Source organism: Paenibacillus sp. FSL R5-0519 (assembly GCF_037974275.1).
Lineage (GTDB): Bacteria > Bacillota > Bacilli > Paenibacillales > Paenibacillaceae > Paenibacillus.
On the sequence record NZ_CP150234.1, the window covers coordinates 2646962 to 2667811 of the forward strand.

Annotated in this window: 29 protein-coding genes; 22 read left to right on the top strand and 7 right to left on the bottom strand. The window is 39.1% G+C overall.

The features are described 5' to 3' along the window. Positions 1-4: 4 nt before the first annotated feature. The 10 genes from MKY73_RS12155 (at position 5) to MKY73_RS12200 (ending at position 6078) form a co-directional block, all read left to right on the top strand. The gene (locus tag MKY73_RS12155) at positions 5-337 is read left to right on the top strand and encodes a hypothetical protein (protein WP_339307699.1); all 333 of its coding nucleotides are present in this window, start codon (positions 5-7) and stop codon (positions 335-337) included. Between the two features lie 55 nt (positions 338-392). Further along, positions 393-524: a hypothetical protein gene (locus MKY73_RS12160; protein ID WP_339307700.1), complete on the top strand. Its 132-nt coding sequence runs from the start codon at positions 393-395 to the stop codon at positions 522-524. A gap of 105 nt (positions 525-629) precedes the next feature. After that, positions 630-947 (top strand): phage tail protein, encoded by a 318-nt coding sequence (locus MKY73_RS12165; RefSeq protein WP_339307702.1) that lies wholly within the window; start codon positions 630-632, stop codon positions 945-947. Continuing rightward, on the top strand, positions 948-1253 hold the full coding sequence (locus MKY73_RS12170; RefSeq protein WP_339307703.1) for a hypothetical protein: 306 nt from the start codon (positions 948-950) through the stop codon (positions 1251-1253). It begins immediately after the preceding gene. Continuing rightward, a complete protein-coding gene (locus MKY73_RS12175) occupies positions 1253-1804 on the top strand; it encodes a hypothetical protein (RefSeq protein ID WP_339307704.1) in 552 nt (183 codons plus the stop codon). The genes MKY73_RS12170 and MKY73_RS12175 overlap by 1 nt, the downstream gene beginning before the upstream one ends. 280 nt (positions 1805-2084) lie before the next feature. After that, a complete protein-coding gene (locus MKY73_RS12180) occupies positions 2085-2606 on the top strand; it encodes a hypothetical protein (protein WP_339307706.1) in 522 nt (173 codons plus the stop codon). Positions 2607-2618: 12 nt separating this feature from the next. After that, on the top strand, positions 2619-4835 hold the full coding sequence (locus MKY73_RS12185; RefSeq protein ID WP_339307707.1) for a phage tail spike protein: 2217 nt from the start codon (positions 2619-2621) through the stop codon (positions 4833-4835). Positions 4836-4877: 42 nt separating this feature from the next. Then, complete coding sequence (locus MKY73_RS12190) at positions 4878-5444, top strand: stalk domain-containing protein (RefSeq protein ID WP_339307709.1); 567 nt, start codon at positions 4878-4880, stop codon at positions 5442-5444. Positions 5445-5611: 167 nt separating this feature from the next. Continuing rightward, on the top strand, positions 5612-5806 hold the full coding sequence (locus tag MKY73_RS12195) for a hypothetical protein (RefSeq protein ID WP_339308564.1): 195 nt from the start codon (positions 5612-5614) through the stop codon (positions 5804-5806). 38 nt (positions 5807-5844) lie between these two features. After that, complete coding sequence (locus MKY73_RS12200; RefSeq protein ID WP_339307710.1) at positions 5845-6078, top strand: hypothetical protein; 234 nt, start codon at positions 5845-5847, stop codon at positions 6076-6078. Here the strand turns inward: MKY73_RS12200 and MKY73_RS12205 are convergent. Continuing rightward, positions 6051-6602, bottom strand: a complete 552-nt coding sequence (locus MKY73_RS12205) for a DUF2441 domain-containing protein (protein WP_339307712.1) — start codon at positions 6600-6602, stop codon at positions 6051-6053. The two genes, MKY73_RS12200 and MKY73_RS12205, sit on opposite strands and share 28 nt — an antisense overlap. A gap of 135 nt (positions 6603-6737) precedes the next feature. On the opposite strand from MKY73_RS12205, the gene MKY73_RS12210 reads away from it, so the two are divergent. The 3 genes from MKY73_RS12210 to MKY73_RS12220 are packed head-to-tail and all read left to right on the top strand — an operon-like array spanning position 6738 to position 8232. After that, positions 6738-7028 (top strand): hypothetical protein, encoded by a 291-nt coding sequence (locus MKY73_RS12210; protein WP_339307714.1) that lies wholly within the window; start codon positions 6738-6740, stop codon positions 7026-7028. A 3-nt stretch (positions 7029-7031) separates the two neighbouring features. Then, on the top strand, positions 7032-7310 hold the full coding sequence (locus MKY73_RS12215) for a phage holin family protein (protein WP_339307716.1): 279 nt from the start codon (positions 7032-7034) through the stop codon (positions 7308-7310). Continuing rightward, on the top strand, positions 7297-8232 hold the full coding sequence (locus tag MKY73_RS12220) for a glycoside hydrolase family 25 protein (RefSeq protein WP_339307718.1): 936 nt from the start codon (positions 7297-7299) through the stop codon (positions 8230-8232). The genes MKY73_RS12215 and MKY73_RS12220 overlap by 14 nt, the downstream gene beginning before the upstream one ends. Before the next feature lie 140 nt (positions 8233-8372). Here the strand turns inward: MKY73_RS12220 and MKY73_RS12225 are convergent, their stop codons facing one another. Both MKY73_RS12225 and MKY73_RS12230 read right to left on the bottom strand, forming a co-directional pair. Next, positions 8373-8576, bottom strand: coding sequence for a hypothetical protein (locus tag MKY73_RS12225; protein ID WP_339307720.1), 204 nt, complete (start codon positions 8574-8576; stop codon positions 8373-8375). A gap of 12 nt (positions 8577-8588) precedes the next feature. After that, positions 8589-9167 (bottom strand): Ltp family lipoprotein, encoded by a 579-nt coding sequence (locus tag MKY73_RS12230; RefSeq protein ID WP_339307722.1) that lies wholly within the window; start codon positions 9165-9167, stop codon positions 8589-8591. A 258-nt stretch (positions 9168-9425) separates the two neighbouring features. Here MKY73_RS12230 and MKY73_RS12235 point away from each other — a divergent pair, with 258 nt between their 5' ends. Both MKY73_RS12235 and MKY73_RS12240 read left to right on the top strand, forming a co-directional pair. Beyond that, positions 9426-10451: an HNH endonuclease signature motif containing protein gene (locus MKY73_RS12235; RefSeq protein ID WP_339307724.1), complete on the top strand. Its 1026-nt coding sequence runs from the start codon at positions 9426-9428 to the stop codon at positions 10449-10451. A 14-nt stretch (positions 10452-10465) separates the two neighbouring features. Further along, on the top strand, positions 10466-11026 hold the full coding sequence (locus tag MKY73_RS12240) for an SMI1/KNR4 family protein (RefSeq protein ID WP_339307726.1): 561 nt from the start codon (positions 10466-10468) through the stop codon (positions 11024-11026). Between the two features lie 494 nt (positions 11027-11520). Here MKY73_RS12240 and MKY73_RS12245 read toward each other — a convergent pair whose 3' ends face one another. Next, complete coding sequence (locus MKY73_RS12245; RefSeq protein ID WP_339307728.1) at positions 11521-12189, bottom strand: SOS response-associated peptidase; 669 nt, start codon at positions 12187-12189, stop codon at positions 11521-11523. Positions 12190-12397: 208 nt separating this feature from the next. Between MKY73_RS12245 and MKY73_RS12250 the strand changes: the two genes are divergently transcribed. Both MKY73_RS12250 and MKY73_RS12255 read left to right on the top strand, forming a co-directional pair. Beyond that, the gene (locus tag MKY73_RS12250) at positions 12398-13207 is read left to right on the top strand and encodes a hypothetical protein (protein ID WP_339307730.1); all 810 of its coding nucleotides are present in this window, start codon (positions 12398-12400) and stop codon (positions 13205-13207) included. Positions 13208-13570: 363 nt separating this feature from the next. Continuing rightward, positions 13571-14236, top strand: coding sequence for a hypothetical protein (locus tag MKY73_RS12255; protein WP_339307732.1), 666 nt, complete (start codon positions 13571-13573; stop codon positions 14234-14236). Positions 14237-14293: 57 nt separating this feature from the next. Here MKY73_RS12255 and MKY73_RS12260 read toward each other — a convergent pair whose 3' ends face one another. Further along, on the bottom strand, positions 14294-14497 hold the full coding sequence (locus MKY73_RS12260) for a hypothetical protein (RefSeq protein ID WP_339307734.1): 204 nt from the start codon (positions 14495-14497) through the stop codon (positions 14294-14296). Positions 14498-14614: 117 nt separating this feature from the next. On the opposite strand from MKY73_RS12260, the gene MKY73_RS12265 reads away from it, so the two are divergent. Then, entirely contained in the window at positions 14615-15271 is a 657-nt protein-coding gene (locus MKY73_RS12265; protein WP_339307735.1) for a stalk domain-containing protein, read from the top strand. 105 nt (positions 15272-15376) lie between these two features. Here MKY73_RS12265 and MKY73_RS12270 read toward each other — a convergent pair whose 3' ends face one another. Beyond that, positions 15377-16003 (bottom strand): hypothetical protein, encoded by a 627-nt coding sequence (locus MKY73_RS12270; protein ID WP_339307737.1) that lies wholly within the window; start codon positions 16001-16003, stop codon positions 15377-15379. Positions 16004-16405: 402 nt separating this feature from the next. On the opposite strand from MKY73_RS12270, the gene MKY73_RS12275 reads away from it, so the two are divergent. Genes MKY73_RS12275 through MKY73_RS12285 form a run of 3 tightly spaced genes read left to right on the top strand, consistent with a single transcriptional unit; the run spans position 16406 to position 17253 of the window. Further along, positions 16406-16600, top strand: a complete 195-nt coding sequence (locus tag MKY73_RS12275) for a hypothetical protein (protein ID WP_285074599.1) — start codon at positions 16406-16408, stop codon at positions 16598-16600. 11 nt (positions 16601-16611) lie between these two features. Beyond that, positions 16612-16911 carry a hypothetical protein gene (locus tag MKY73_RS12280; RefSeq protein WP_339307742.1) on the top strand — a complete coding sequence of 100 codons (300 nt, stop codon included), beginning with the start codon at positions 16612-16614 and terminating at the stop codon, positions 16909-16911. A gap of 12 nt (positions 16912-16923) precedes the next feature. Then, a complete protein-coding gene (locus tag MKY73_RS12285; RefSeq protein WP_339307744.1) occupies positions 16924-17253 on the top strand; it encodes a YolD-like family protein in 330 nt (109 codons plus the stop codon). Positions 17254-17706: 453 nt separating this feature from the next. Here MKY73_RS12285 and MKY73_RS12290 read toward each other — a convergent pair whose 3' ends face one another. After that, positions 17707-18237, bottom strand: a complete 531-nt coding sequence (locus tag MKY73_RS12290) for a site-specific integrase (RefSeq protein WP_339307746.1) — start codon at positions 18235-18237, stop codon at positions 17707-17709. A 516-nt stretch (positions 18238-18753) separates the two neighbouring features. Between MKY73_RS12290 and hemB the strand changes: the two genes are divergently transcribed. After that, positions 18754-19749, top strand: coding sequence for a porphobilinogen synthase (hemB, locus tag MKY73_RS12295; protein WP_339307748.1), 996 nt, complete (start codon positions 18754-18756; stop codon positions 19747-19749). Positions 19750-20850 lie beyond the last annotated feature (1101 nt).

Sequence of the window (20850 nt, forward strand, 5' to 3'; positions counted from 1 at the left end):
TAACATGTTATTTTACGTACAGGTAGACGGTGACATCATTCGGGATGTTATCCAATACGAACATGAGGGTTATCAACCAGTCGAATTACCAACGCCCTTACCGATTGGTATTAATGCAGGCTTTTACCGTTTGCAAGATGGGGTGCCTGTATTGGATCAAGCGCTCAAGGATGAGGCGGACAAAGCCAGCAGACCTATTGAGTACGTTGAACTGGAGCAAAGGTTGGCAACATCCGAGGCCGAAACTGCACAGTTAAAAGTGGAAAGCAACGCAAACCAACTGGCGCTCATGGAATTGCATATGATGCTGCTGAGTGTGTTGCCTGATGAGAGTTAAGCTTGCAAGCCTTCTGATCCGTTGGGCTATAGCACTCATGAGAGGAGGTGAGAACATGTTAGCTGTATACGTAATGATGATTCATAAAGGGTTGATCGAGTTGGATTCTGTACCAGTTCAAAGTCGTGATAAAGTGGCTGCTGCACTGGAAATTGCGGGGATGGACCAAAACGGCAATATCGTGTAAAAGGCGTTCCGACATTGGAGCGCTATTTTTATGCCTTATTTCAGACTATTTAACAACTTATGAGCTAAATCGTATAGACCTAATAACAACAAAAAGGAGGGATTAATGATGCCAATTGAAACGAATCGTTTAAAACTGCCCCTGCCTTTGGGGAATGAAAGTGTAAGCCGAGTAGGTATTAATGCCATCTTTGAGAAGATTGATGAGGGTGTTGCAACGCGAGATGAAGTTGAAGAACTTCGCCAATCCGTAAACGAGATGGACATTCCAGACGCATCGCTGACTCAAAAAGGTAAAGTGCAGTTATCAAGCAAAACAAACGGTGATAGAGAAGATGTTGCTGCTACTGAAAAGGCAGTAAGTAATGCTAATGCTCAGACTAAAGATTATGTAGATCAAGAGAACCTATGGGGGGCGTTATAGATGGAGGTAACAGCTAAAAGATTATACGGCGGAAACATGACAATTGCCGCGACAAATGTGTATACGGTACCTTCAGGCACAATCACATTTGTTAAAGCGATAACAATATGCAACACAGCCGCCTCTGCTGGAACAGTCACTCTTTATTTTGGGGAAGTACCCTTGATATATGAACATGTGATAAAAGGGAAAGATACTTTGACTATACCTTTCTTCGACCAAATAATGATGTCAGGTGAAAAAATCAACATTCGTGGAAGTGCAGCGAACATAACTCTTTATATCAGCGGCAAAGAGGTGACATAATGCCAGGGATAGATAGTTACTCATTGGATAATTACGGGTTGGATGGGCCAATTAACAAGTCAAGCAGAACCGTGTATTCCGACACGTATGATATAACCATGAGTCCTAACACGACAATATATCAAGAATTATTTGTGATACCCAATGGGAACGGATTCGTAGACGCGTATCCCACGACGACATCTAACGGTACAAGTGCTATTTTAACTGTACATGCATCCACCAACGGAGGAAACGGACAAGGTGACGCAAGAGTGGCGTTGGTGTTTCAAGACGATGCAGGGAGAAGATCACAAGAAACATTAGTCAGCACTGGACAGTACAACAACGGCATTGGGTTTCTAGCTATGAATATAGACAGAGAAAATAAAGTTGTTAACTTTATTCAGCCGTTTAAGCACACTACAGGCGATAATCCCTTAACTTCATACACATTACCAGCAAGCTTTAATATGTTGGGTAAAATAAGCGTACAAGTAAAACATGTAAGTAATCCAGCGGCCTCTTGCCACGGGTATGCAAGGGTAACAGGAGTTGTAGTTACAACTTGATACAAAGAAGTGTTGTCATTCGGAGGATACTTAACATCATAGAGAGACAGGAGAACGGTCTGGTAGGAGTGCGTTCATAGAGATAAGTTGAGTAAAGTAGTTGGTTGAAAAAATAGCATTAACGTAACACGTTCGAATATGGAACATGTCATTTTGGCCTGGGGATCACAATATATAAAGATAACCAGTGTACCTATATGGTAGCGCGCCCATGTGGTGCGCTATTTTTTATGCCCTCTGAAGTGGTCAGATGGCCTTTTACAATAAAGGAGGTGGGGCGATGTTTAACAGAGGGGCTTTTAACCGCATGGCCTTTAACCGCCAAATATCCGTATTCGTCTTTGGCCGGGCAGTTGCTGATATATCAGGATCTGCCGTTGCCGCAGCCACGATGGAAATGACGGGTTCGGCGGTTATGGATGTCAATGCGGGAGCAACAGGAGATTTTGTCCGAGAAATCTCATTTACGGCGGTTATGGATGTAGCTGCTGGCACAAAGGCGGATTTCATTCGAGAGATTACCAAACGTGCGATTATGAATGTCGGTTTTGGAGCAGTCGCCAAGGGGAGTCGGTACCATGTAGAATTCCTTGAATTCACTGGACCATTCCGGCCAGGTGATCAAGTTGTTATCGATGCCAATTCGTACAAAATAACTCAAAATGGAGTTAATGCTTCGTATTTACTTGAAGGTGACTTTTTTGATTTAAACCTTGGAGAAAACAATCTCACATGGACAGACCCTGAAACAGGTAGAAACGTTCTGATCCGTGTTACACATAGAGACAAATTCCTGTATTAATTGAGGTGTGATATGCCTAACCCAACTATGAAAGTATTCGATAAGAACATCCGGCGTGTAGGTACGTTGATTGATAGTTCAGATATACAACGAAGAAGACGTATTAACAGTGACTATGAGGTAACATTTATGGTCCCAATGACCTCAGATGATTACCGCGAAAAAATAGCAATCAAAGGCCACGTTCAAGATGAGCGTGGCCAATTTTATGTCATTCAGTCCAGGAGCCGGTCCCGTGAAGGTCGGAAGCTTATGGCTTCAATATATTGCAATCATATTATGTTCAAGCTGAATGACTTCAAGTTTCCTTACACCTCATATATTGACGAAGCTTATGGAGTTCACCTCAACGAACTAACGGAGTTAATTACAAAAGCTACAGGTGGGAGATTTACATTCGTTATTCACGATACGTTTGATCTACATGACGTTAAAGATTTTGGGCGAGGGACATGTCTTGAAGCTCTGAATAAGATCGTCGATATGTATGAATGCGAGGTAGAACCCGACAATTTTGTGATTAACCTCAAGAAGAGAATTGGATCTGACCACGGTTTACAGTACCGGCTTAAGAAGAATATCGTATCCAGCTCATTCAAGGACAAAGGAGAATCTCTTGTCACAAGAATGTATGCACAAATGAAAGATGGTCGGACATTCATTGGAATGGATGCTTCGTTGCTTACCGATCTGGAGCGTAGCTTACTTTCAAGTGTACCTGGAGCCATAGTTAACGGAAAATTGGCAGTCAACTATCTCATATCTCCGTTTGCTCAGTATTGGGCGAGTGATTCGGTTCCATTTTACGATGGAGAAATTATTGAGCAAGATATTGAGGAAGCAGAGGACTTGCTGAAGGCTACACGTAAGGCATTACTTGAACAAGAGGTTGTATCTCTGGAGGCAACCATATCCACGGCAGACTTGTTCAAAATCGATCACACTGAACCTAAACCTCATTTAGGTGATGATGTCATGTGTATTGACCCTGATATGGGAATGAACCGCCTAAAAGCCCGAATCACAGAACTCACAGAGTATCCATACAGTTTGGACAAGCATGCTGAACCGACGATCTCCAATATCAATTTAAGAGATTACGATGATATTATCAGTGACCTTGAGCGGAACAAGAATATCACGAACAACCTGTTTTCAAACGGGAAGATCCGGACGGATGTCTTTGAATCATTTGCCAAGCAAGCGGTCATTGACATCAACAACAGCAAAACCGAGCTGATCTATCCACCAGAAGGCGGGATATTGGCTCAGGAGAAAACGAATCCTCTGGAACAAGTCAGATTCACTTCTAAAGGTGTAGGCATATCCACTGATGGATGGAAGTCGATACGAGCAGCAATCACAGCCAGAGGCGTTGTGGCGGAGCAAGTAATAGGTCAACTCGGTAACTTTGTCTCCATGCTGATCGGTAATGGTGAGGACATTGTACAGATCAACACGAATGGTATTGCAGCAGGGGCCTCGTCATTTAATAGCGCACCTTTCAGACTAAATATGAAAGGTGACTTGATAGCGAATAGCTTAACAGCGAACTATGCCAATATCGAATATTCCAACTTTAAAAACGGGGCCATCGTCGGTTCCTCAATAAACGTAGGCAATGGGATGTTCACAGTTACTTCAGGTGGGATTATGTCCGCAGTAGGTGCGAACTTCTCTGGATCAATTACGGCCTCTACTGTATCAGGAACAAATATCAATGGTGGCACAATTACCGGCGCTTTAATTCGTACTGCTCAATCAGGAAGGCGTGTAGAGCTAGATTCCCAAGGATTGCGCTCTTATGATGCAGGAGGACGTACACGGATTCAGATAGCTACTACTGAGGATGCTACAGCTGCAGCGATTATTTGGAGAGATGCAAATGGATCTTCTGTGGGGGAAATAAACTCTTATGAATCTAGTGGACAACTCACTATATTCAGCAATAACCTCTTTCTGGGATCTAACAGCACTGGAAATCCCATTAGGCTTCAAGGAGCTGTCACATTTGGCGGTGCAGCATATTTGAGAAGTGGTTTAGTGTATGGTCTCAACACAACTGATATTTCTGGACTTCAGTCAACATTGAATAGCATTCAAACTCAACTAGAGACATTGCAGTATAGGTTCAATAACCACAGTCACAGTGTAACTTTGCCAACCCACAACCATGGTCTTTCTAATGCTACAAATTGGGGAGGAACCTTCCCAACTTCAACTCCGTAATGTATCATAATAGGTAAATTGCACCAATCTGGAGGTTGAAGCATGAAGAAATTTGCATACATTGTTGGCGGTATTATAATCGGAATTGTTTTTTCGACATCAGCAGGAGCGTTCGCCGATTCTGTGAAAAGCATGGTTGGAAAAAAGGTAACAGGAGAGTACTCGATTATAGTTAACGGAAAAACATTATCGGACAAGGGGGCTGTCATAGACAGCAAGGCTAATGTGCCAGCTCGCGCGTTGTCAGAAGCATTGGGAGCTGATGTTAAAGTGGAAGGGAAGACGATAAAAATTACATCTGAAACAGAAAGAGAAAATGTTGATAGTTCTGCGAAATCTACTGATACACCTACTTCATCGTTAAATAAATACATTGGAGGGTCAAAGTCTAGTCTTTTGGAACTGAAAAATAATACAATAGACAAAATTCTCACTCCAACAAAAGCTGGAAAAGAGCAAGCGTTGCAGGGTTTAGAAGAAGCTAAAAAGACTGGAGATTCTGCGATAATTAAACTCGCAGAGGAAAAGCTTGCTGAATATGATGCAGAAATTGCTAGATACGAAGCGGAAATTAAATTAATTGATGAAGCATTACTTACTGCTAAATAGAATAAGTCTCTGAGGGTCCGTTATCGACGGACTCTTTTTTTGTTTCTGTGACTATAAATCCGTAGCCACTCCGTAACAAAGATAAAAGATAATAAATCCATGAAGCCCTATTCCTTAATTGGAAGGGGCTTATTTTCGTATAGAGAGGAGGAAAGGTCTTGGCAAAGATGACACATACACTCCAAGTAGAAATGGATCTGAATAAACCGGTTGAAGAATTGACTCAGGTAATCTCTGCTGTTCTTAGTTCACATCCACTTAATCAAAAAGAGATTCTGACAGCTTTAGATTTGGAGATCGGGAATGTGCTGGCAGTAATTGAGATTGAAGAACAAAAAGATGTACCAGAAGTTAGTGAATAGGTCAGGAAACATTTCCTGATCAAAGGGAGGCTTTTTTAATGACAGAAGAACAGAAATCATTAAAAAACATGGAGAAAGTGAAAGAGGCGGCAGAAAAAATGTTTGACCACCTCTTCGCTAATTCAGATTATACGTTAAACGTTTCTATTACGAAGAAAGACAGATCATATGACCATGGAGTATATCGATGTGCTATAGGAGATGTCCCTGAGACAGGGATTACCCACTGTCATGAAATTTCTCTTCACTCACCCACCATAAGTTCTGAGTAGGGAACTCTTTTTACAACTCTGATCGGAGACTTTATTAATAACTCGTATTGAGGATGATCGGAAGATTTTCCAGTCCAATAGTTCTCGGCATAATAAGCAGAAGTTAAAAACGAAGGTTTATCCATATCAGTTCCAAGCCAAGAAGCATCGAGTTTAACGAAATCGGAGTGTTCGAATTCAACTTCCCATACAGCAAACGATTCTTGATTTCCTAGCTTCTTAAACCAAAATCTAAGTTCTCTCATTGTTTCAGAGGCGAAGAATGATTGAAACCTTGAAGGCATGTGAGCATAATTCAACCTTCGTTCATACTCAAAGATGTTTTCTGTAAAGACATCTTGTATTTCTTCTCTTGTTTGAGGTTGTCGGGCGTAGTATGTATTTCCATGAAACGATAAACCATCAGGGTAACGTTCGTCCATTATTTCTTTTAGAACTCTGGGCTCGATATTAATATCACTCATCAAATTGATAACTTCGTTTTCTTTAAGCCGGTTGTAACGATCTATGTGATATGCAAGCAAAGAATGAACCTCCTTAGATTATGTATGTTACGGGAATTCTACACGAAGGGAAGGTTTTCCTTTTTAAATATTTTATCAGCCTTGGGTTGAGGAGCTACTTTCGTTTAAGCAGTTGAATTTGTAGGGGGAGTCGAAATGGATTGGATAGCAATCCTAGGTATTTTAGGAACGCTCAGCGGACTCATTTTAGGATGGGCAGGTCGATCAAGATCATACAGACAAGATATTATCCAAGAAGCAGGGGCTGATGCCTTGCAACGCGCAGACGTTGATTACATAAAGCGCGGCGTGGATGATATTCGGCTTGAACAAAGAGTCCAGGCACAGCGCGTAGATGCGCTTTCAGAACGGGTGACACGGGTTGAAGAGTCGGCCAAGCAAGCCCATAAGCGTATTGACCGAAAAGAAGATATTGGAGGCGCATAGATTATGCAATGGGAAATTATTCAGGGATTAATTGATGGTAGGCTGCTGATCGTGTTGGCGGCCTGTTGGGTGATTGGTTACGTTCTCAAGCAAACACCAAAGGTACCGGACTGGACGATTATCTTCATCGTTACAGCGGTGGCTATCGCGTTCGTGTTGTTGATCCTTGGACTTACCGTGGAGAGCGTGGTACAAGGCATCCTGGTAGGTGCTGTGGCAGTCTACGGTAATCAATTCATCAAGCAAGCTAAAAAGGGAGCTGGTACAGATGCAAGCGCGTAAACAGGGTAATGCTCAGGGGATTGACGTATCCCATCACAACGGTAATATCGATTTCAAAAAGGTGGCAGCGGACGGGATTTCATTTGTCTTCATGAAGGCCACACAAGGCAAGTCCTTCCGGTCATCGAAGTTTCTCCAGTTCGTGAAGGATGCCAAGGCAGCTGGCCTGCTGGTCGGTGCATACCACTATGTGGATGACTCTGCTGGGAGCGTTGATGCAGCAAAGGCAGAAGCACAGAATTTCTACAGAGCCATTCAGGATGCTGGTGGGATCGGCATTTTCGATCTACCGCCAGTTATGGACTATGAATCAAACAAAAAGGGCCACAGCAAAGCAACGATTACGGCAGTAGCCAAGACGTTTCTGGAAGAGACTCATAGGCTTACAGGGGTTAAACCACTAGTGTACACGTATCCAGCATTCATCGGCAATTTCAGCGGTCTGAGCGGCTACCCGTTATGGATTGCACGTTATAGCACACAAACACCTGCTGATGCTTCTGGTTGGACACGTTGGGACTTCTGGCAATACAGCGATGGCGCGGCTGGTGGATATCTGCCACGCGGTAATAGGAAGGTTGACGGGATCAACGGTGCGGTGGATCTGAATGAGTTTGACGGAACGGTTGCCGAGCTGAAAGCGAAGTATTCAAAGAAGAGTGAACCTGTTAAGGAGGACAAGCCAGTGAAGCAGGAGAGAGATGTTAACGTTTCGAGCAAGTGGGCTGAAGCGTCATGGAAGGAAGCGCAGGCTAATGGGTACTTTGATGGAACGCGTCCAGGCGCGCCGATTACGAGGGAAGAAACGGCCATTGTGATTAACCGCTTGCGGCGTAACTTCCTGTCCCTGATTGCAGGTACTAACGGTGATGTAAAAGGACTTGATGAACGCCTGAAACAGATCGAAGCGACTCAGGAATAATTTCAGAATATTTTATACCCAAATTGACAAGTCTTCCCCGCAACTATCTCACTAAAATCATGAGAATTTTGCAACCATAAATCCCAATCGCTTGGGAATGAATAAGGCCCTATCAGCACATAGCTGGCAGGGCCTCATTTTTATTTGAACAACTTTTTGATTACCTTGAAAATATCAAACGAAGTCTTGCGGTACACCTTGTTGTAGACTGCTTTCTTCGGGTTCCGGAGCCAGGCATATCCACGTGGCATTTTAAGTCCGGACCGATGTATGATTTGACGCTTGATACTGGTCCTGGCTGACAGGCGCTTCTTAAGCGATGGCTTCCGGAATCCGAATTTCATAATGAACCTCCGTTATTTCAAATTATCAATTGCGTATTGTGCTTCTTCCTTCGTGAATTTCTCGCCGTATTCAGAGGTCAACTGATCGTAGATACCTGAATCTGACATATTCATGCTCTCTGCGTAATTTTGCGCTGATTTAAGTGCGTTCTCTTTCCAGTCAACCTGAATGTTATCAATAGCATATTGAGCAGCTTCTTTATCGAACTTCTCTCCGTACTCAGACGTTAATTGTTCATAAATACCCTTCTTTGACATATGCATAATCTCAGCATATGTTTGTGCCGATTTCAAGGCTGCTTTATGTTCCCTAGGAACACTATTTGCCTCGGCTTCCTTTTTAGCCAATTCTACTGCCGCAGCTTCATCTTTTGCTTTCTGTTCCTCAGCAGCTTTTTTATCGGCTTCAGCTTTCTCTTTTTCAGCCGCCGTTTGTTCTGTAGATTCGCTCTCTGCCTTAGGCTGCGCTGCTACTTCAGATGCTGTCGCGTTTGGTTTGGCTTCCTTATCGCCCATATTGCCAATTAATCCGATAACGACTATGATTCCAAGCCAAAACCACCACTTCTTATAAATCGGTTTCTTTTCCAAGGTAAATCCTCCTATGTATTTAGATAAAGTTAGTCTATCAGACCTAGGAAAATGTGGCTATATTTAAATTGGAACAATTTATAGCCACTATATTTAAATCCGATAGCATCGGTAAAAAGTCCCTCACTGGAATAACACTGGTGGGGGACTTTATTTATGGGGATTATGTTTAATATTGGTACATATAGTATTTGTGTATATTTACATATTGATCTTCAATTGGTATATTGTGTATTCAAATTAATGAGGAGGTAAATAATGTATAATCTTATTAAGAAAAATCTTGTGTTTCTGTTAGCACTTGTGCTAATGCTGGGTGTATTCCCAAACTCTACTTTCGCGGAGGATTCAAGTCAATTAGATAATGAAGAAACTTATACTTCGACTGACAATGAGTCCATTTCAAACTATGGAGTCGGCGAAGTTGAGGAAATTGATGACATTGATGAAAATCAAGAATTCAACGAAGAAACTGTCCCAGATGCATATGGAACATCACCTGAAACTACTTTTAGTTTCGAAGTAGACGGTGAAGCCTTTGAAGCTGGCGATGCTTTCGAGGTTCATTATATCCCATCAATTAATCAAGTATATACAACAACAACTGCAGATAGCGATTCTATTTATAGACCTGCTGCAATTGGTATAAATACGATTAGAATGCAGCCGACGTTGTTTCCGTCAGCAGGAAACAGTAAAATTACTGTAGGTATGGGAGTGCAAAGTGTATCTGGCTCTAAACCTGTTTTAGTTTCCATAAATTATGTCTTGAAGAAAGCCATGACTAAAGGTGGCTCATCAGAAGTTATCTCTAGAACATCCGATAATATCACCCTACCAGGGGTTGGATCATCAACTCAAAAGCTTGTTCCATTATCAGGAGTAGGCTATTATAGTGTTACATTCGAAACTAGTATACACTATCCAAAAGAGATTGTTCCGAGAGTAGTAACATCAGATAAACTACTTTTGAGTAGAACAGCTAGAACTTGGCCTGGAGACTACGTTGACAGTGTATCTGGGAAAAGAGTTACTGACCCAGTAAGTTTGACTTGGCCTCACGTTGTAGCAGCAAAAAGGGTGAAATGGGGAAGTCCTGAACTTAATAAATTTAGGACTTGGTATGAAACAACCTACAGGTTAAATAATTTTAACTGGTCCGGAATAGATGTACACCATATCAAGCCAAAAGAGTACGGTGGTACTAACGATCCATCTAACCTTATACCAATGCCTAAACCTGTACATCAGCTATACACTAGCTTTTTTGCTGGATATAAGTAAAGGAGACTATCTGTATGAATAATTCTGAGTTAGAAAATGGACCGTTAAAAACAATATTGTCTCGTTTGTATAACATTGAGGATATGACGATACAATTTGAGGATGGTTCTGTTCAACCCGCGACTTTTACGTTTAACACAGGCGCTGATCTTAAAGATATCGAGGCATTAGAAAATAAACATGGAATAAAGCTGCCAGAAGATTACGTCGCTTTTTTAAGATTGCACAATGGAGCGAAGTTGTTTGATCTTGGTCATGGCGACTATAAGCATGTATATTCTATCTCTGAAGTGGATGCAGATGCAACATTATATTCGCCAGATATCTCTCCAGGACTTTTTCCAATAGCAAGATATCTGGGCAACACCATTTATATTGATACTAGTCGTGAAGATTTGTATTTATTTAAGGGTGGATCAAGTCACGAGTTTGATTTTCTAGGAATGAATTTCACAAATTGGTTGATTTATCTTATTGTAGCTAATGGTCATCCATTTTGGGAGTGGTCGCCTTCCTGCTTTTATCGAACAATTGATGATCGGGAACTCACGGCTCAGGATTATTCTGGGATATAATATCCGCAAATGTAACATGGTTAAAAAAGCACTGCTGGCATAACGCCGAGCAGTGCTTTTTTTTGTTTACATATATATTTTAACCAAGCAGCGTGTCCGGCTCTTATTTGTCTGAAGCTCAGCAGCAGCCTTGCGACCAAGTAAACGTTTGACGATACGGATCGCTTGATAGTATTTAATGAGTGAACTTCATAGTTATTATTATTCTCTATTTTGAATTGGCACGGACAACGAGCAATGTTTTATTTCATCTAAAGGTACCCATTCAACACCATTCTGGTGTTTGACTTTCACTCTTTTTTTATCTGATGACATTTCAATCATTCCTATGTACTTCGAATTATCCTCAAAAACTAAACAAACTTCATACTGCTTCGCCTCAGCTAGAAGCAAATCCTTAATCATATTTTCCCTACATTTCCATTATTTATTTACAGTATAACATGTCCGCTACGAAGAAAGAGCAGGAGGCATGACCTCGCTGCTCATTATAATTAACTAATCTCTTTGATCAATTCCTTGGTATTATTTCGTACATTACCTACTGCAGAATCCACTTTGTATGCTTTCATTTCATCGGCTTCATAGGGTCTGAGAAGCTCCAGAACGCTATCCTTGTCCGATTCCTTGCTTAGCCAATCTGCTTCATCTTGCTGTCGTAGAATGACCGGCATACGATTGTGAATGTCTGCCATAAGACTGTTAGGTTCGGTAGTAATGATGGTGCATGTGCTCAGCTTGTTCCCGTCCGGATCGGTCCAGGTATCGTACAGGCCAGCAAGTGAGAATAAGCTGTCATCTTTCATCAGGATGCGCATAGGTTGCTTTGCTGATCCATCTTTTCGCCACTCATAGAACCCGTTCGTCGGTATGATGCACCGCTTGGAACTGATCAAACGTTTAAAAGCTGGCTTTTCAGCGATCGTCTCAGCTCGTGCATTAATCATCTTGTTACCGATCTTGTCATCCTTGGCCCAAGTGGGAACCAGGCCCCACCGGAGAGAACCCAATCGATTACCATCTTTGCTCCCTATGATCGTAGGGATGTATTGCATAGGAGCAGCGTTGTAATTAGGTTTGTACTCAAAGCCATTAGCTATAGATGCATAGTACCTGTCCATTATCGCGTCTATGGGATCAGTGATTGTAAATCTTCCGCACATGACAATGCCTCCTTTGAGACTCTATACTATCTAATTTTACTCAAATCTTTAAGATTAGAAACGGGTAATTTGTGGAGATACGCATCCAATATAAAATAAAAATGCAATAAATTAGATGATATTTATAGATCAGCAAGTTAATGTTTAGACAGTTTTATCAATCTAATTTATCTTAAATTAATAATTAGATTTGTAGGAGGAACAATAAATGAATAAATTTCTTAGGTTAGGTTTAGTTTTTACATTTTCTTTTTTACTGTACATAGGCTTTTCTCAATCAAGTACATATGCTGCTGCATTAGGTGAACAACTAAAATCTCCTGAAGAGGGTTGGACAAGATATTCAGCAAACAATAAACTTTTTAATTACGGAAATCTCTGGGATCATATGACTGACGAAAAAGCAAAGATAGCTTATTCGGGTGCAAAAACCGGTAGTGCTGGAGATTTGAATTTTAATTTTAAAGGGACTGATCTTCGTCTGCTTATCTCTGTGAATTATTCATACTCGAAGAAAGTAGCAATCAGCATTGACGGAAACGTTGAATACTTTAGCCCGTATAATCAGTCAGTCAAAGATTATAACTACAATATTTTAATATATGAGAAAACAAACTTAAAAATGGGAGTACATGAAGTAAAAATTTGGACTGTTGAGCCATCAACAAATACTTTAGGAAATGACTATAGATTATATAGCATTGATGTTATCGGTGAATTAACAACAGAAGTTCCAAGTATAGAAGAACCTGTAACTGAGGAGCCAACGGAGCCTGAACAACCTTCGGGCAATCGTGCAATTCTCGTAGTGACCATGACAACAGGTCTGGAGAAAGAGTTCGACCTAAGCATGCAAGAAGTGAATAGTTTCATTGATTGGTATGAAACAAAACAAGCAGGCAGCGGAAGAGCGTCCTATGCTATTGATAAGCATGAAAATAACAAAGGTCCGTTCAAGAGCCGTAAAGACTACATCCTGTTTGATCGAGTCCTAACGTTTGAAGTGAGCGAATACTAATAATTTGTTATAAAGGCTACCGCAATTGTATTGCGGTAGCCTTTGTTCGTTCTTTTATATTACACTGAAATATCTTTCACTTTTCTTTATCCTGATATAGTAATATTTAACAACATGAATAGTCTAACACACCTAGAAAAAATGTTAGTATATTTAATTGGAACAATTTACGGCTACTATATTTAATTCCGAGAACATCAGTTAAAAGTATCTAACTGGCATAACGCTGGTGGGGAACTTTTTGTCTTTCATAACTCATAAGTTGAAAATTTTCTCAAGTGTATTTTCGAAATAGTCTATAAATTAATGTTTGTTTAAACCGATATTATGTATATTACAACTGAATTTGAAAGGAAATGAAAAATGAAAGTTAGCAAAGATGAACTGCTAAAGAGAATAACTAACATTAGTGAGAATGCTTCAGACTACGAAGATGTTGGAATTTTGTTAATTCAAAAGTGTAGAAAGCTTTATAAGAAGACTGACTCAATAGATCACAGAGATTTCAAAGCACTTATAGCAATCAAGTTTGAAATTCATGAGTTAGAATTTGTACTAGATCAACACAAACAAAACAAAGGTACTGCTCACGCAAAACTAGGTTCAGGATGGGCCTATCATACTGCAATATACGGTTTTCTAATTCTAATCCTAGTTTACTCATATCTATTTATGTTCGTAGTCAATTTAGAATCTATCAGTATTGCTGCGAATAATATCTCCGACCAAAGTATGTTTGTGTATATGAAGTATCTTCTTTTAAGTATAATGGGAATGATGTTTTATTATGTAACTACATACATTGTGAAATATAGCGAAATTTTCACAAGACTGTTAGTCGCACTGTTCATTCCTATTTTAATTACAGGAGTGGTATTCACGTTAGAAGATGGAGCCCTGAAATTCTCTGGAGGGCAATCAATTGTTTTTTTACTCGGATACAACACTAACTTAATAATTGCCTTACTAAAAAAAGCCAATGATAAATTAAAAGCTTCTATAGAATCGCAAGGTGGAGCCAATCCTTAAATCCAAATATAAAAGAACCAGTCAGCGATATGCCTGGTTCTTTTATATTTGGAGTCATTATTTTATATTTATAATAGGAACAGTCAAAGAGCAATGCTTTATTTCATCTAACGGTACCCACTCAACACCATTCAAATGTTTGAATTTTACTCTTTTTTTATCGGATGACATTTCAATACTTCCTATGTACTTTGTATTATCTTCAAAAACTAAACAAACAGAATATCCTTTTTGCTCTGCAATAAGTAGGTCTTTAATCATTTCAACCTCCGAGTATAGGTATATTTATCTACTTCATTATAATACTTATTTACTATATAGGGAAGTTTTGAGATACTGTTATAGTATGAAACTAAAATAGTACTTAGGAGGAAAAAAATGAGATTTAAGAAAACTGGATTACTATTATTGGCATTCCTAATGGTTGGAGGAACAGGGGCATATGCAGCAACCAAAAGTAAAACGATTCAAGCTACAGTTAGTAATTTCAAGTATGCTCTAAATGGTAGCAACTGGACCCCTCAGTCAAAAACACAACCAGTAGTAATCAATGGACAAACGTACATACCAGTAAGCTTGGCTAAAGAAGCAACAAAGACTAATATCACTGTCGATTCGAAATCAGGGAAAATGAGTTTTGGAGAAAAGCTTGCGAAAACACCATTAGATAAGGAGAAAATGGTATATCATACTGGGAATTATGCTGCACTAACAAGGGATTCTAAATATACCGAAGGTAAGAACAAAGAAGTATCATTGATAAATAATTTAGGTTATATCGAATACTTTCCAGAAGGGAAATATCAAACAATGATTCTTGATCTTAAACTGTTTGATGGATCAGGGAAGATCATTTTGAAAGATTTAGAAACAGGAAACCAAATTCAAACCCTCTTCTTAGAGGAGGGGAAAATCGAGCAAGTTGAAGTTAATGTTACAAATATAAATGGAAAAGGTGTTAGGTTGTCCATGGAAGCTGAAAAATATAGTAAAGGTACTGCTCTTGTTGTACTTCCTACATCACACTATAAATAGAAGATACTTCCGAAATCAGTATAAATGCTAAGTGCAAAAAAAAGAGCAGCGAGGGAAGACACACGCTGCTCTTTTTTTGTTACAAATGTATATAATATAGATCAATTATTCTATTATATTGATATTTAAATATTCTATAAAACTATCACTATTTAAAAAATCCGTATAGTTAGTATTCAATTTAAACATTTCATTTTTATAATCATCATGATCTATTTTATCTTTATCTTCATTGTTTAGGTATGATAAGAATTCTATATGTTCCGATAAAATATTATTAATATTCTGAGATAAATCTTTATTAAAAAGTAGCTTTGACTCTCTAAGAAGTGATAATATTTTAAAACTCAACTCAGAAAATTCTTCATGATCTAGTTTGGGGTTTAACATAACTGTAGCAGTGGTTTGTTGAACACTTTCTAACTTTTGATAAAACTCGAATCTATATTCATATTGTGATAATTTATTCGCGTTGGATGCTATATTTGCTTGTCTGTTATATGTACTATATTGTGCGACACTTACAACTATCAACATTAAAGAAAAGAGTAAGGTTATAGCTGCATTATGTCTTTCTATAAAATTAAGTATATTTCGAAATGTATTCTTATATTTCTTTTCTTTAACTGTGGATACGTTCCCCATATCTTTTTGAGAGTCAATATCTGGGGTTGCCGTTGTGTTAACTTCAATTTCTTTGATCTCATTTTTTTCTTTATTGTCTTTATTCATGAAGCACCTCATTTTTAAAATTAATTTTCTTTGAAACGAATAAACATAAGATACTCCTTCTTTACTTAGCAGAAATTCGTATCTTTCTATGGTTACCTCCTAACTCTTTGAAGAAAATAATCTAAAAATATGACACTTATTCTTTGTTATCTCATTTTCTACAAAATCTTAATCCTACTATCTTTGTTTAATTTTAGTTTATAACAGCTTGTTAGTTGAAGTCAAACGATCTATTCACTCCGAGCTTCTTGTCATTTGTGATATGCTCTTCCTGTTCCATTATAGGTAAATCCAGATAATACTTAGTCAATTAACTGGGTATTTTTTTCTGTTGAATAACGAACATACATTCGCATATAATGAAAATACAAACAAATGTTCTGTGAAATTGGAGGGATGAACATGCCGGTGAAATACTTGGGTTGGTTGGTTGAAATTATCTATGAGGATCAAAGTGGAAAGATCACTAAACGACGTATCCAGGTCAAGAGCATACGGTCGGGAATGATTAAAGCTGATGATCTATTGTCGGGAAAGCCACGTACGTTTAGGGAATCCGGTTTACTGGCATGCCGTCCAATAAGAACGACAGCATAGGGGGCATAAACATGTTGACGGATTACGAACGGAAAGTACTAAGGATACTGTTTAATTACAGTAGCGGCCGCAGACGCTTACCAACGATCCATGAACTTACGGTTAAGACAGGTAAGGGTGAGCCGGATGTTATGGCTGCTTTGGACGCTCTTATTGCAATGAAGTACATACATTGGGAAAACAAGTCCGATATAAGCACTCTCGTTATATTGGAAGGATGGGAACGAGATTCGGAAAAGCCAGTTATCCCGAAAATTAATTCATCTTCACCGGCTCAGTCTAATGATTTACGTTATTGGACTGATTACTAAGGAGGGGTTATCATGAGCATCAAGTTATCGGGAAACGGATTGTTTGAGTCTTCACGGATGATACTGCCTGAACACAGAGAGGCATGGTTGGCTCAGTGTGAGCAACAGAAGAGACGTGGCAAGCCAAATTTGGACGATCAGGAAATGCAGCGAATCAGTGAAGTACTTGTTGACTCTTATGATAGAAGTAGTACGGTTGATTTAATATTATTTAACCCGTTCTTCGAAGAGCCGATATCAGGAGTAGTTGTGGGATTAAACTCTGCAAGGTGTGAAATAAAGTTGATGTTAGAGGATGAGTTCCGCTGGGTTTCTTTAGCCGAAATTGTCTCTGTTAATTAATGAGATTTTATCGCTTTGAAATTGCGAGCTTATACTTTATAATATCTGCATAATAAGTATATTATTTTGATTAGGAGATTTTCGATTTTACCAACGTCATATAGACTAGATTTATCGCGTTTAATGTTAGAGTATTAATGCAATCAAAGTGAGTATTTGAAACGAGTTTCTTCATTATAATAAGAAAAAAAGGGCGCCCACAAAAGCGCCCACAAAATGCCCACAAAAGTCTGAATGATTATGATTAGTTTTGAAAAGTTGATCACTGATAATACTTGTTTTAAGTGGGTTTTATACGGTGAATGATCCACTTTGAAAGCATGGAACATAAACCGTACACAAGTCCACCAATGGGAACGCGATCAATATATTACTTTGTACTAATAGAAAAAACCTTGTAACTACGGGGTTTTGAAGTATCTAGCCGGGGGACGTTTTGAGGAGATTGCACTTCTATTGAGGTTGCGTCCCCCAAACGTCCCCCGGTTTTTGATTCTCTGATCCAAAAATACGGGAAGTGTACTCTTCATATTTATCAATGTTTCTCTTTTCTAGTTTTTTAGAAATATGAGCATACACATCGGATGTAATTTGCACACTGCCATGCCCAAGCTGTTCTTGTACAAATTTGATGTCAGCCCCAGCTTCAAGCAATAATAAGGCACAGGTATGTCGGAGTGAATGAAAGGGGAGAGGAGGTCGCTTCGATCTAGTATTCGAGAGAAAGCATTGAATAACGATGATTTCGGCATATATTTGCCGTCTTCTCTGCATAACACTAAATCTAGGGGGCCAGATGTGTCTCTCCAACAAGTGTGATCTCAAGTTAATTAATGTACTGTGTATGGTCTCTAACTCAAACGGCAAGAGATTCTTATACGTATGATCTGCTAACTTCACTTTCAAATAAATGACCCTGAGGACTGGTAATAAGTAATAATTAACAACCACAACAGATGTCGAGGAACTAGAACATGCTTCCATTGAAGTCGCTAATTTAGTGGATTTTATATTTGTAAGTAGTTATACCTTAAAGAGGATAGTTACGTCTGTCAGGGTTCAAGGTAGCAATCAAAGGTACTATATCGACAGGAATAAGTTAATTCCAGCCGAAAATCGAGTTTTTGTTTCAATGCCGGTATATGATTGAGTAATAGTGAAATCAATAGGTAAAAAAAATAACTTAGGAGAGGAATAATTATGGGAAATAATAAGAATTTTCTGGCTCTTATTGTAAAACGTAAAGTGTTGAAGATTTAAGTAATGAAGAACTAGCTCTGACTCGAAAAATTTGTAAGTCAAAAAGGGAACCCGAATTGCGCGGTTAAACGGGGTAACTATCTTTTGAGCAGAAACGCTTCTCTTAGGCTTAGTTATAAGTGAAGGGTCTTTGATTGGGTTAACTTTGAAGAACAATACTTAAGATTAACTATTAAACTCAAGAAAGTATGGCAGAATAGTGAGTAGTTCAGAGAATATTTAGAGTAGGGGATGATATCGATGGGGAGTTTTCCGTCAATTCGTATGAGAAGAAATAGAAACAATGACTGGAGTCGCAGATTGGTGGCCGAAAATCGCTTGTCGGCTGATGATTTCATTTGGCCTGTTTTTGTTCGGGAACAATCGGGAGAGCCAGAAGAAGTTGTTTCGATGCCAGGGCAGTGGCGAGTCGGACTGGATCGTCTTACTGAGCATGTGGGACAAGCGGTAGAATTGGGAATTCCAGCAATTGCACTATTTCCTGTTATCGAGCTAGAAAAAAAAGATGCTGACGGGAGTGAGGCGACAAATCCGGATAATTTAATTTGCCGGGCAGCCCGTCAGCTTAAGCAGGCATTCCCGGAACTAGGATTAATCGGTGATGTTGCATTAGATCCTTACACCACTCATGGGCAAGATGGGATTTTACGTAATGGCTATATCGTAAACGATGAAAGTGTAAGTAAATTATGCGAGCAAGCCATCATACTTGCGGAAGCTGGGTTTGATGTTGTAGCTCCATCCGACATGATGGATGGGCGTATAGGTGCTATACGGAGTGCTTTGGAGGAAAAGGGACTGGTCAATACAAGAATTTTATCGTATGCGGTGAAATATGCATCCGGTTTCTATGGTCCTTTCCGTCATGCTCTGGGGAATGTCCTGTCCGGGGATAAAAAAAGCTATCAAATGGATTTTGCCAATAGCGATGAAGCCCTTCGAGAGGTAGCGCTTGATTTGGCCGAGGGCGCGGACATGGTCATGGTAAAACCAGGACTGCCTTATTTAGATGTCATACAGCGGGTGAAATCGGAATTTAAAGTTCCGACTTTTGCTTACCAGGTTAGTGGAGAATATTCCATGTTGATGGCAGCTATTCAGAATGGCTGGCTCGATGCCAATGTTGTAATAGAAGAATCATTATTGGCGTTCAAACGTGCCGGATGCGATGGCATTTTAACTTACTTTGCTGTAGATATGGCGCGGCGAATGAGAGATGGAGAATCTCTGCATTGATATACACAACTAGACAAAATTGCTTTTTTATTTGAGTTTAAGAAGTATCAGCGCCAATGAACTGTGACCCGTAAGATGGACACTTTGAAAAAAGTGCCCTCTTACGGGTCTTTTATGTTCTAATCAGATTATAAAAGTCTGTGGGGATGTAGATTGTGGGGAAAAGCAGACGGTATTTTTACGGAGATTGAGTTCAAGGTACTGGAGTAGAATCCATCAATTCTTTCCGTCATAATTAGGTCGGCCCAAAATAGATAAATATAACATATAAAAGTTATATTTATATTTGTAAATAATCTTGTTGTAGAATGTTGGTTTAAAAAGTATTATTATGGGATTTGTAGTTTGTAAGTAATTATGTTCAGGAAATGAAATCCTTTTGTCGAATTGGTAGATTTGGTGATGAGATGAATTACACATATAAGATATTATCCACAGATATGGGATTTCTTCCAACGGCCTTAACTTAAGTCCGTATTTCGTCTGGCGTGTCCTATGTGATAAGGAACATATTATTGACTAAGGTGTATCAGTAGAAGCTCATATATTAGTTTCCATTAAGATCATGGGGAAGAGATGTTTTCGTGAGATATTTGAATTTAAGATACATAAATAGGAGCCAAATGTGGCTTCTTTTATTTTGTGGGTGAGAACAGATGAAATCAACTAAAAGTAATATACTCACAGAATCCCCCAAATGTCTCCTGAATTATTCTTCATCAGCTCCCATAGCATTTTTGTGTTTGTCTGTAACCAAGCTTACATATAACTAACAGATACATTCATTTACCGATAGATAATCGTAAAACCCTCTTCTCATCATTGAAAGAGGAGTTTTTTATAGGGTAACTGAACTCTCTATGAACTTTAACACTTCATGTTAGTAATAACGCAAAATCATTTTTCATTTATCTACTAACCTATGAAAAAGAAAATGAAATTAGAATTTTTTCTATATTGAATTAATCTGTCGGAAGCGAAAGATCTAAATCAAGCTCCGAAATTCTGATAGCCACGAAATAGAAAGAAATACTAACATTCACTCTTTTAGAATCCAAACCATCACTCAAATACATACAAATCAATGTTTCAATTGTATGT

Coding starts and splice junctions, on each gene's coding strand:
- MKY73_RS12155 (WP_339307699.1), top strand. CDS start 5: ATGTTATTTTACGTACAGGTAGACGGTGACATCATTCGGGATGTTATC.
- MKY73_RS12160 (WP_339307700.1), top strand. CDS start 393: ATGTTAGCTGTATACGTAATGATGATTCATAAAGGGTTGATCGAGTTG.
- MKY73_RS12165 (WP_339307702.1), top strand. CDS start 630: ATGATGCCAATTGAAACGAATCGTTTAAAACTGCCCCTGCCTTTGGGG.
- MKY73_RS12170 (WP_339307703.1), top strand. CDS start 948: ATGGAGGTAACAGCTAAAAGATTATACGGCGGAAACATGACAATTGCC.
- MKY73_RS12175 (WP_339307704.1), top strand. CDS start 1,253: ATGCCAGGGATAGATAGTTACTCATTGGATAATTACGGGTTGGATGGG.
- MKY73_RS12180 (WP_339307706.1), top strand. CDS start 2,085: ATGTTTAACAGAGGGGCTTTTAACCGCATGGCCTTTAACCGCCAAATA.
- MKY73_RS12185 (WP_339307707.1), top strand. CDS start 2,619: ATGCCTAACCCAACTATGAAAGTATTCGATAAGAACATCCGGCGTGTA.
- MKY73_RS12190 (WP_339307709.1), top strand. CDS start 4,878: ATGAAGAAATTTGCATACATTGTTGGCGGTATTATAATCGGAATTGTT.
- MKY73_RS12195 (WP_339308564.1), top strand. CDS start 5,612: ATGACACATACACTCCAAGTAGAAATGGATCTGAATAAACCGGTTGAA.
- MKY73_RS12200 (WP_339307710.1), top strand. CDS start 5,845: ATGACAGAAGAACAGAAATCATTAAAAAACATGGAGAAAGTGAAAGAG.
- MKY73_RS12210 (WP_339307714.1), top strand. CDS start 6,738: ATGGATTGGATAGCAATCCTAGGTATTTTAGGAACGCTCAGCGGACTC.
- MKY73_RS12215 (WP_339307716.1), top strand. CDS start 7,032: ATGCAATGGGAAATTATTCAGGGATTAATTGATGGTAGGCTGCTGATC.
- MKY73_RS12220 (WP_339307718.1), top strand. CDS start 7,297: ATGCAAGCGCGTAAACAGGGTAATGCTCAGGGGATTGACGTATCCCAT.
- MKY73_RS12225 (WP_339307720.1), bottom strand. CDS start 8,576: ATGAAATTCGGATTCCGGAAGCCATCGCTTAAGAAGCGCCTGTCAGCC.
- MKY73_RS12235 (WP_339307724.1), top strand. CDS start 9,426: ATGTATAATCTTATTAAGAAAAATCTTGTGTTTCTGTTAGCACTTGTG.
- MKY73_RS12240 (WP_339307726.1), top strand. CDS start 10,466: ATGAATAATTCTGAGTTAGAAAATGGACCGTTAAAAACAATATTGTCT.
- MKY73_RS12245 (WP_339307728.1), bottom strand. CDS start 12,189: ATGTGCGGAAGATTTACAATCACTGATCCCATAGACGCGATAATGGAC.
- MKY73_RS12250 (WP_339307730.1), top strand. CDS start 12,398: ATGAATAAATTTCTTAGGTTAGGTTTAGTTTTTACATTTTCTTTTTTA.
- MKY73_RS12255 (WP_339307732.1), top strand. CDS start 13,571: ATGAAAGTTAGCAAAGATGAACTGCTAAAGAGAATAACTAACATTAGT.
- MKY73_RS12260 (WP_339307734.1), bottom strand. CDS start 14,497: ATGATTAAAGACCTACTTATTGCAGAGCAAAAAGGATATTCTGTTTGT.
- MKY73_RS12265 (WP_339307735.1), top strand. CDS start 14,615: ATGAGATTTAAGAAAACTGGATTACTATTATTGGCATTCCTAATGGTT.
- MKY73_RS12270 (WP_339307737.1), bottom strand. CDS start 16,003: ATGAATAAAGACAATAAAGAAAAAAATGAGATCAAAGAAATTGAAGTT.
- MKY73_RS12275 (WP_285074599.1), top strand. CDS start 16,406: ATGCCGGTGAAATACTTGGGTTGGTTGGTTGAAATTATCTATGAGGAT.
- MKY73_RS12280 (WP_339307742.1), top strand. CDS start 16,612: ATGTTGACGGATTACGAACGGAAAGTACTAAGGATACTGTTTAATTAC.
- MKY73_RS12285 (WP_339307744.1), top strand. CDS start 16,924: ATGAGCATCAAGTTATCGGGAAACGGATTGTTTGAGTCTTCACGGATG.
- MKY73_RS12290 (WP_339307746.1), bottom strand. CDS start 18,237: ATGGAAGCATGTTCTAGTTCCTCGACATCTGTTGTGGTTGTTAATTAT.
- hemB (WP_339307748.1), top strand. CDS start 18,754: ATGGGGAGTTTTCCGTCAATTCGTATGAGAAGAAATAGAAACAATGAC.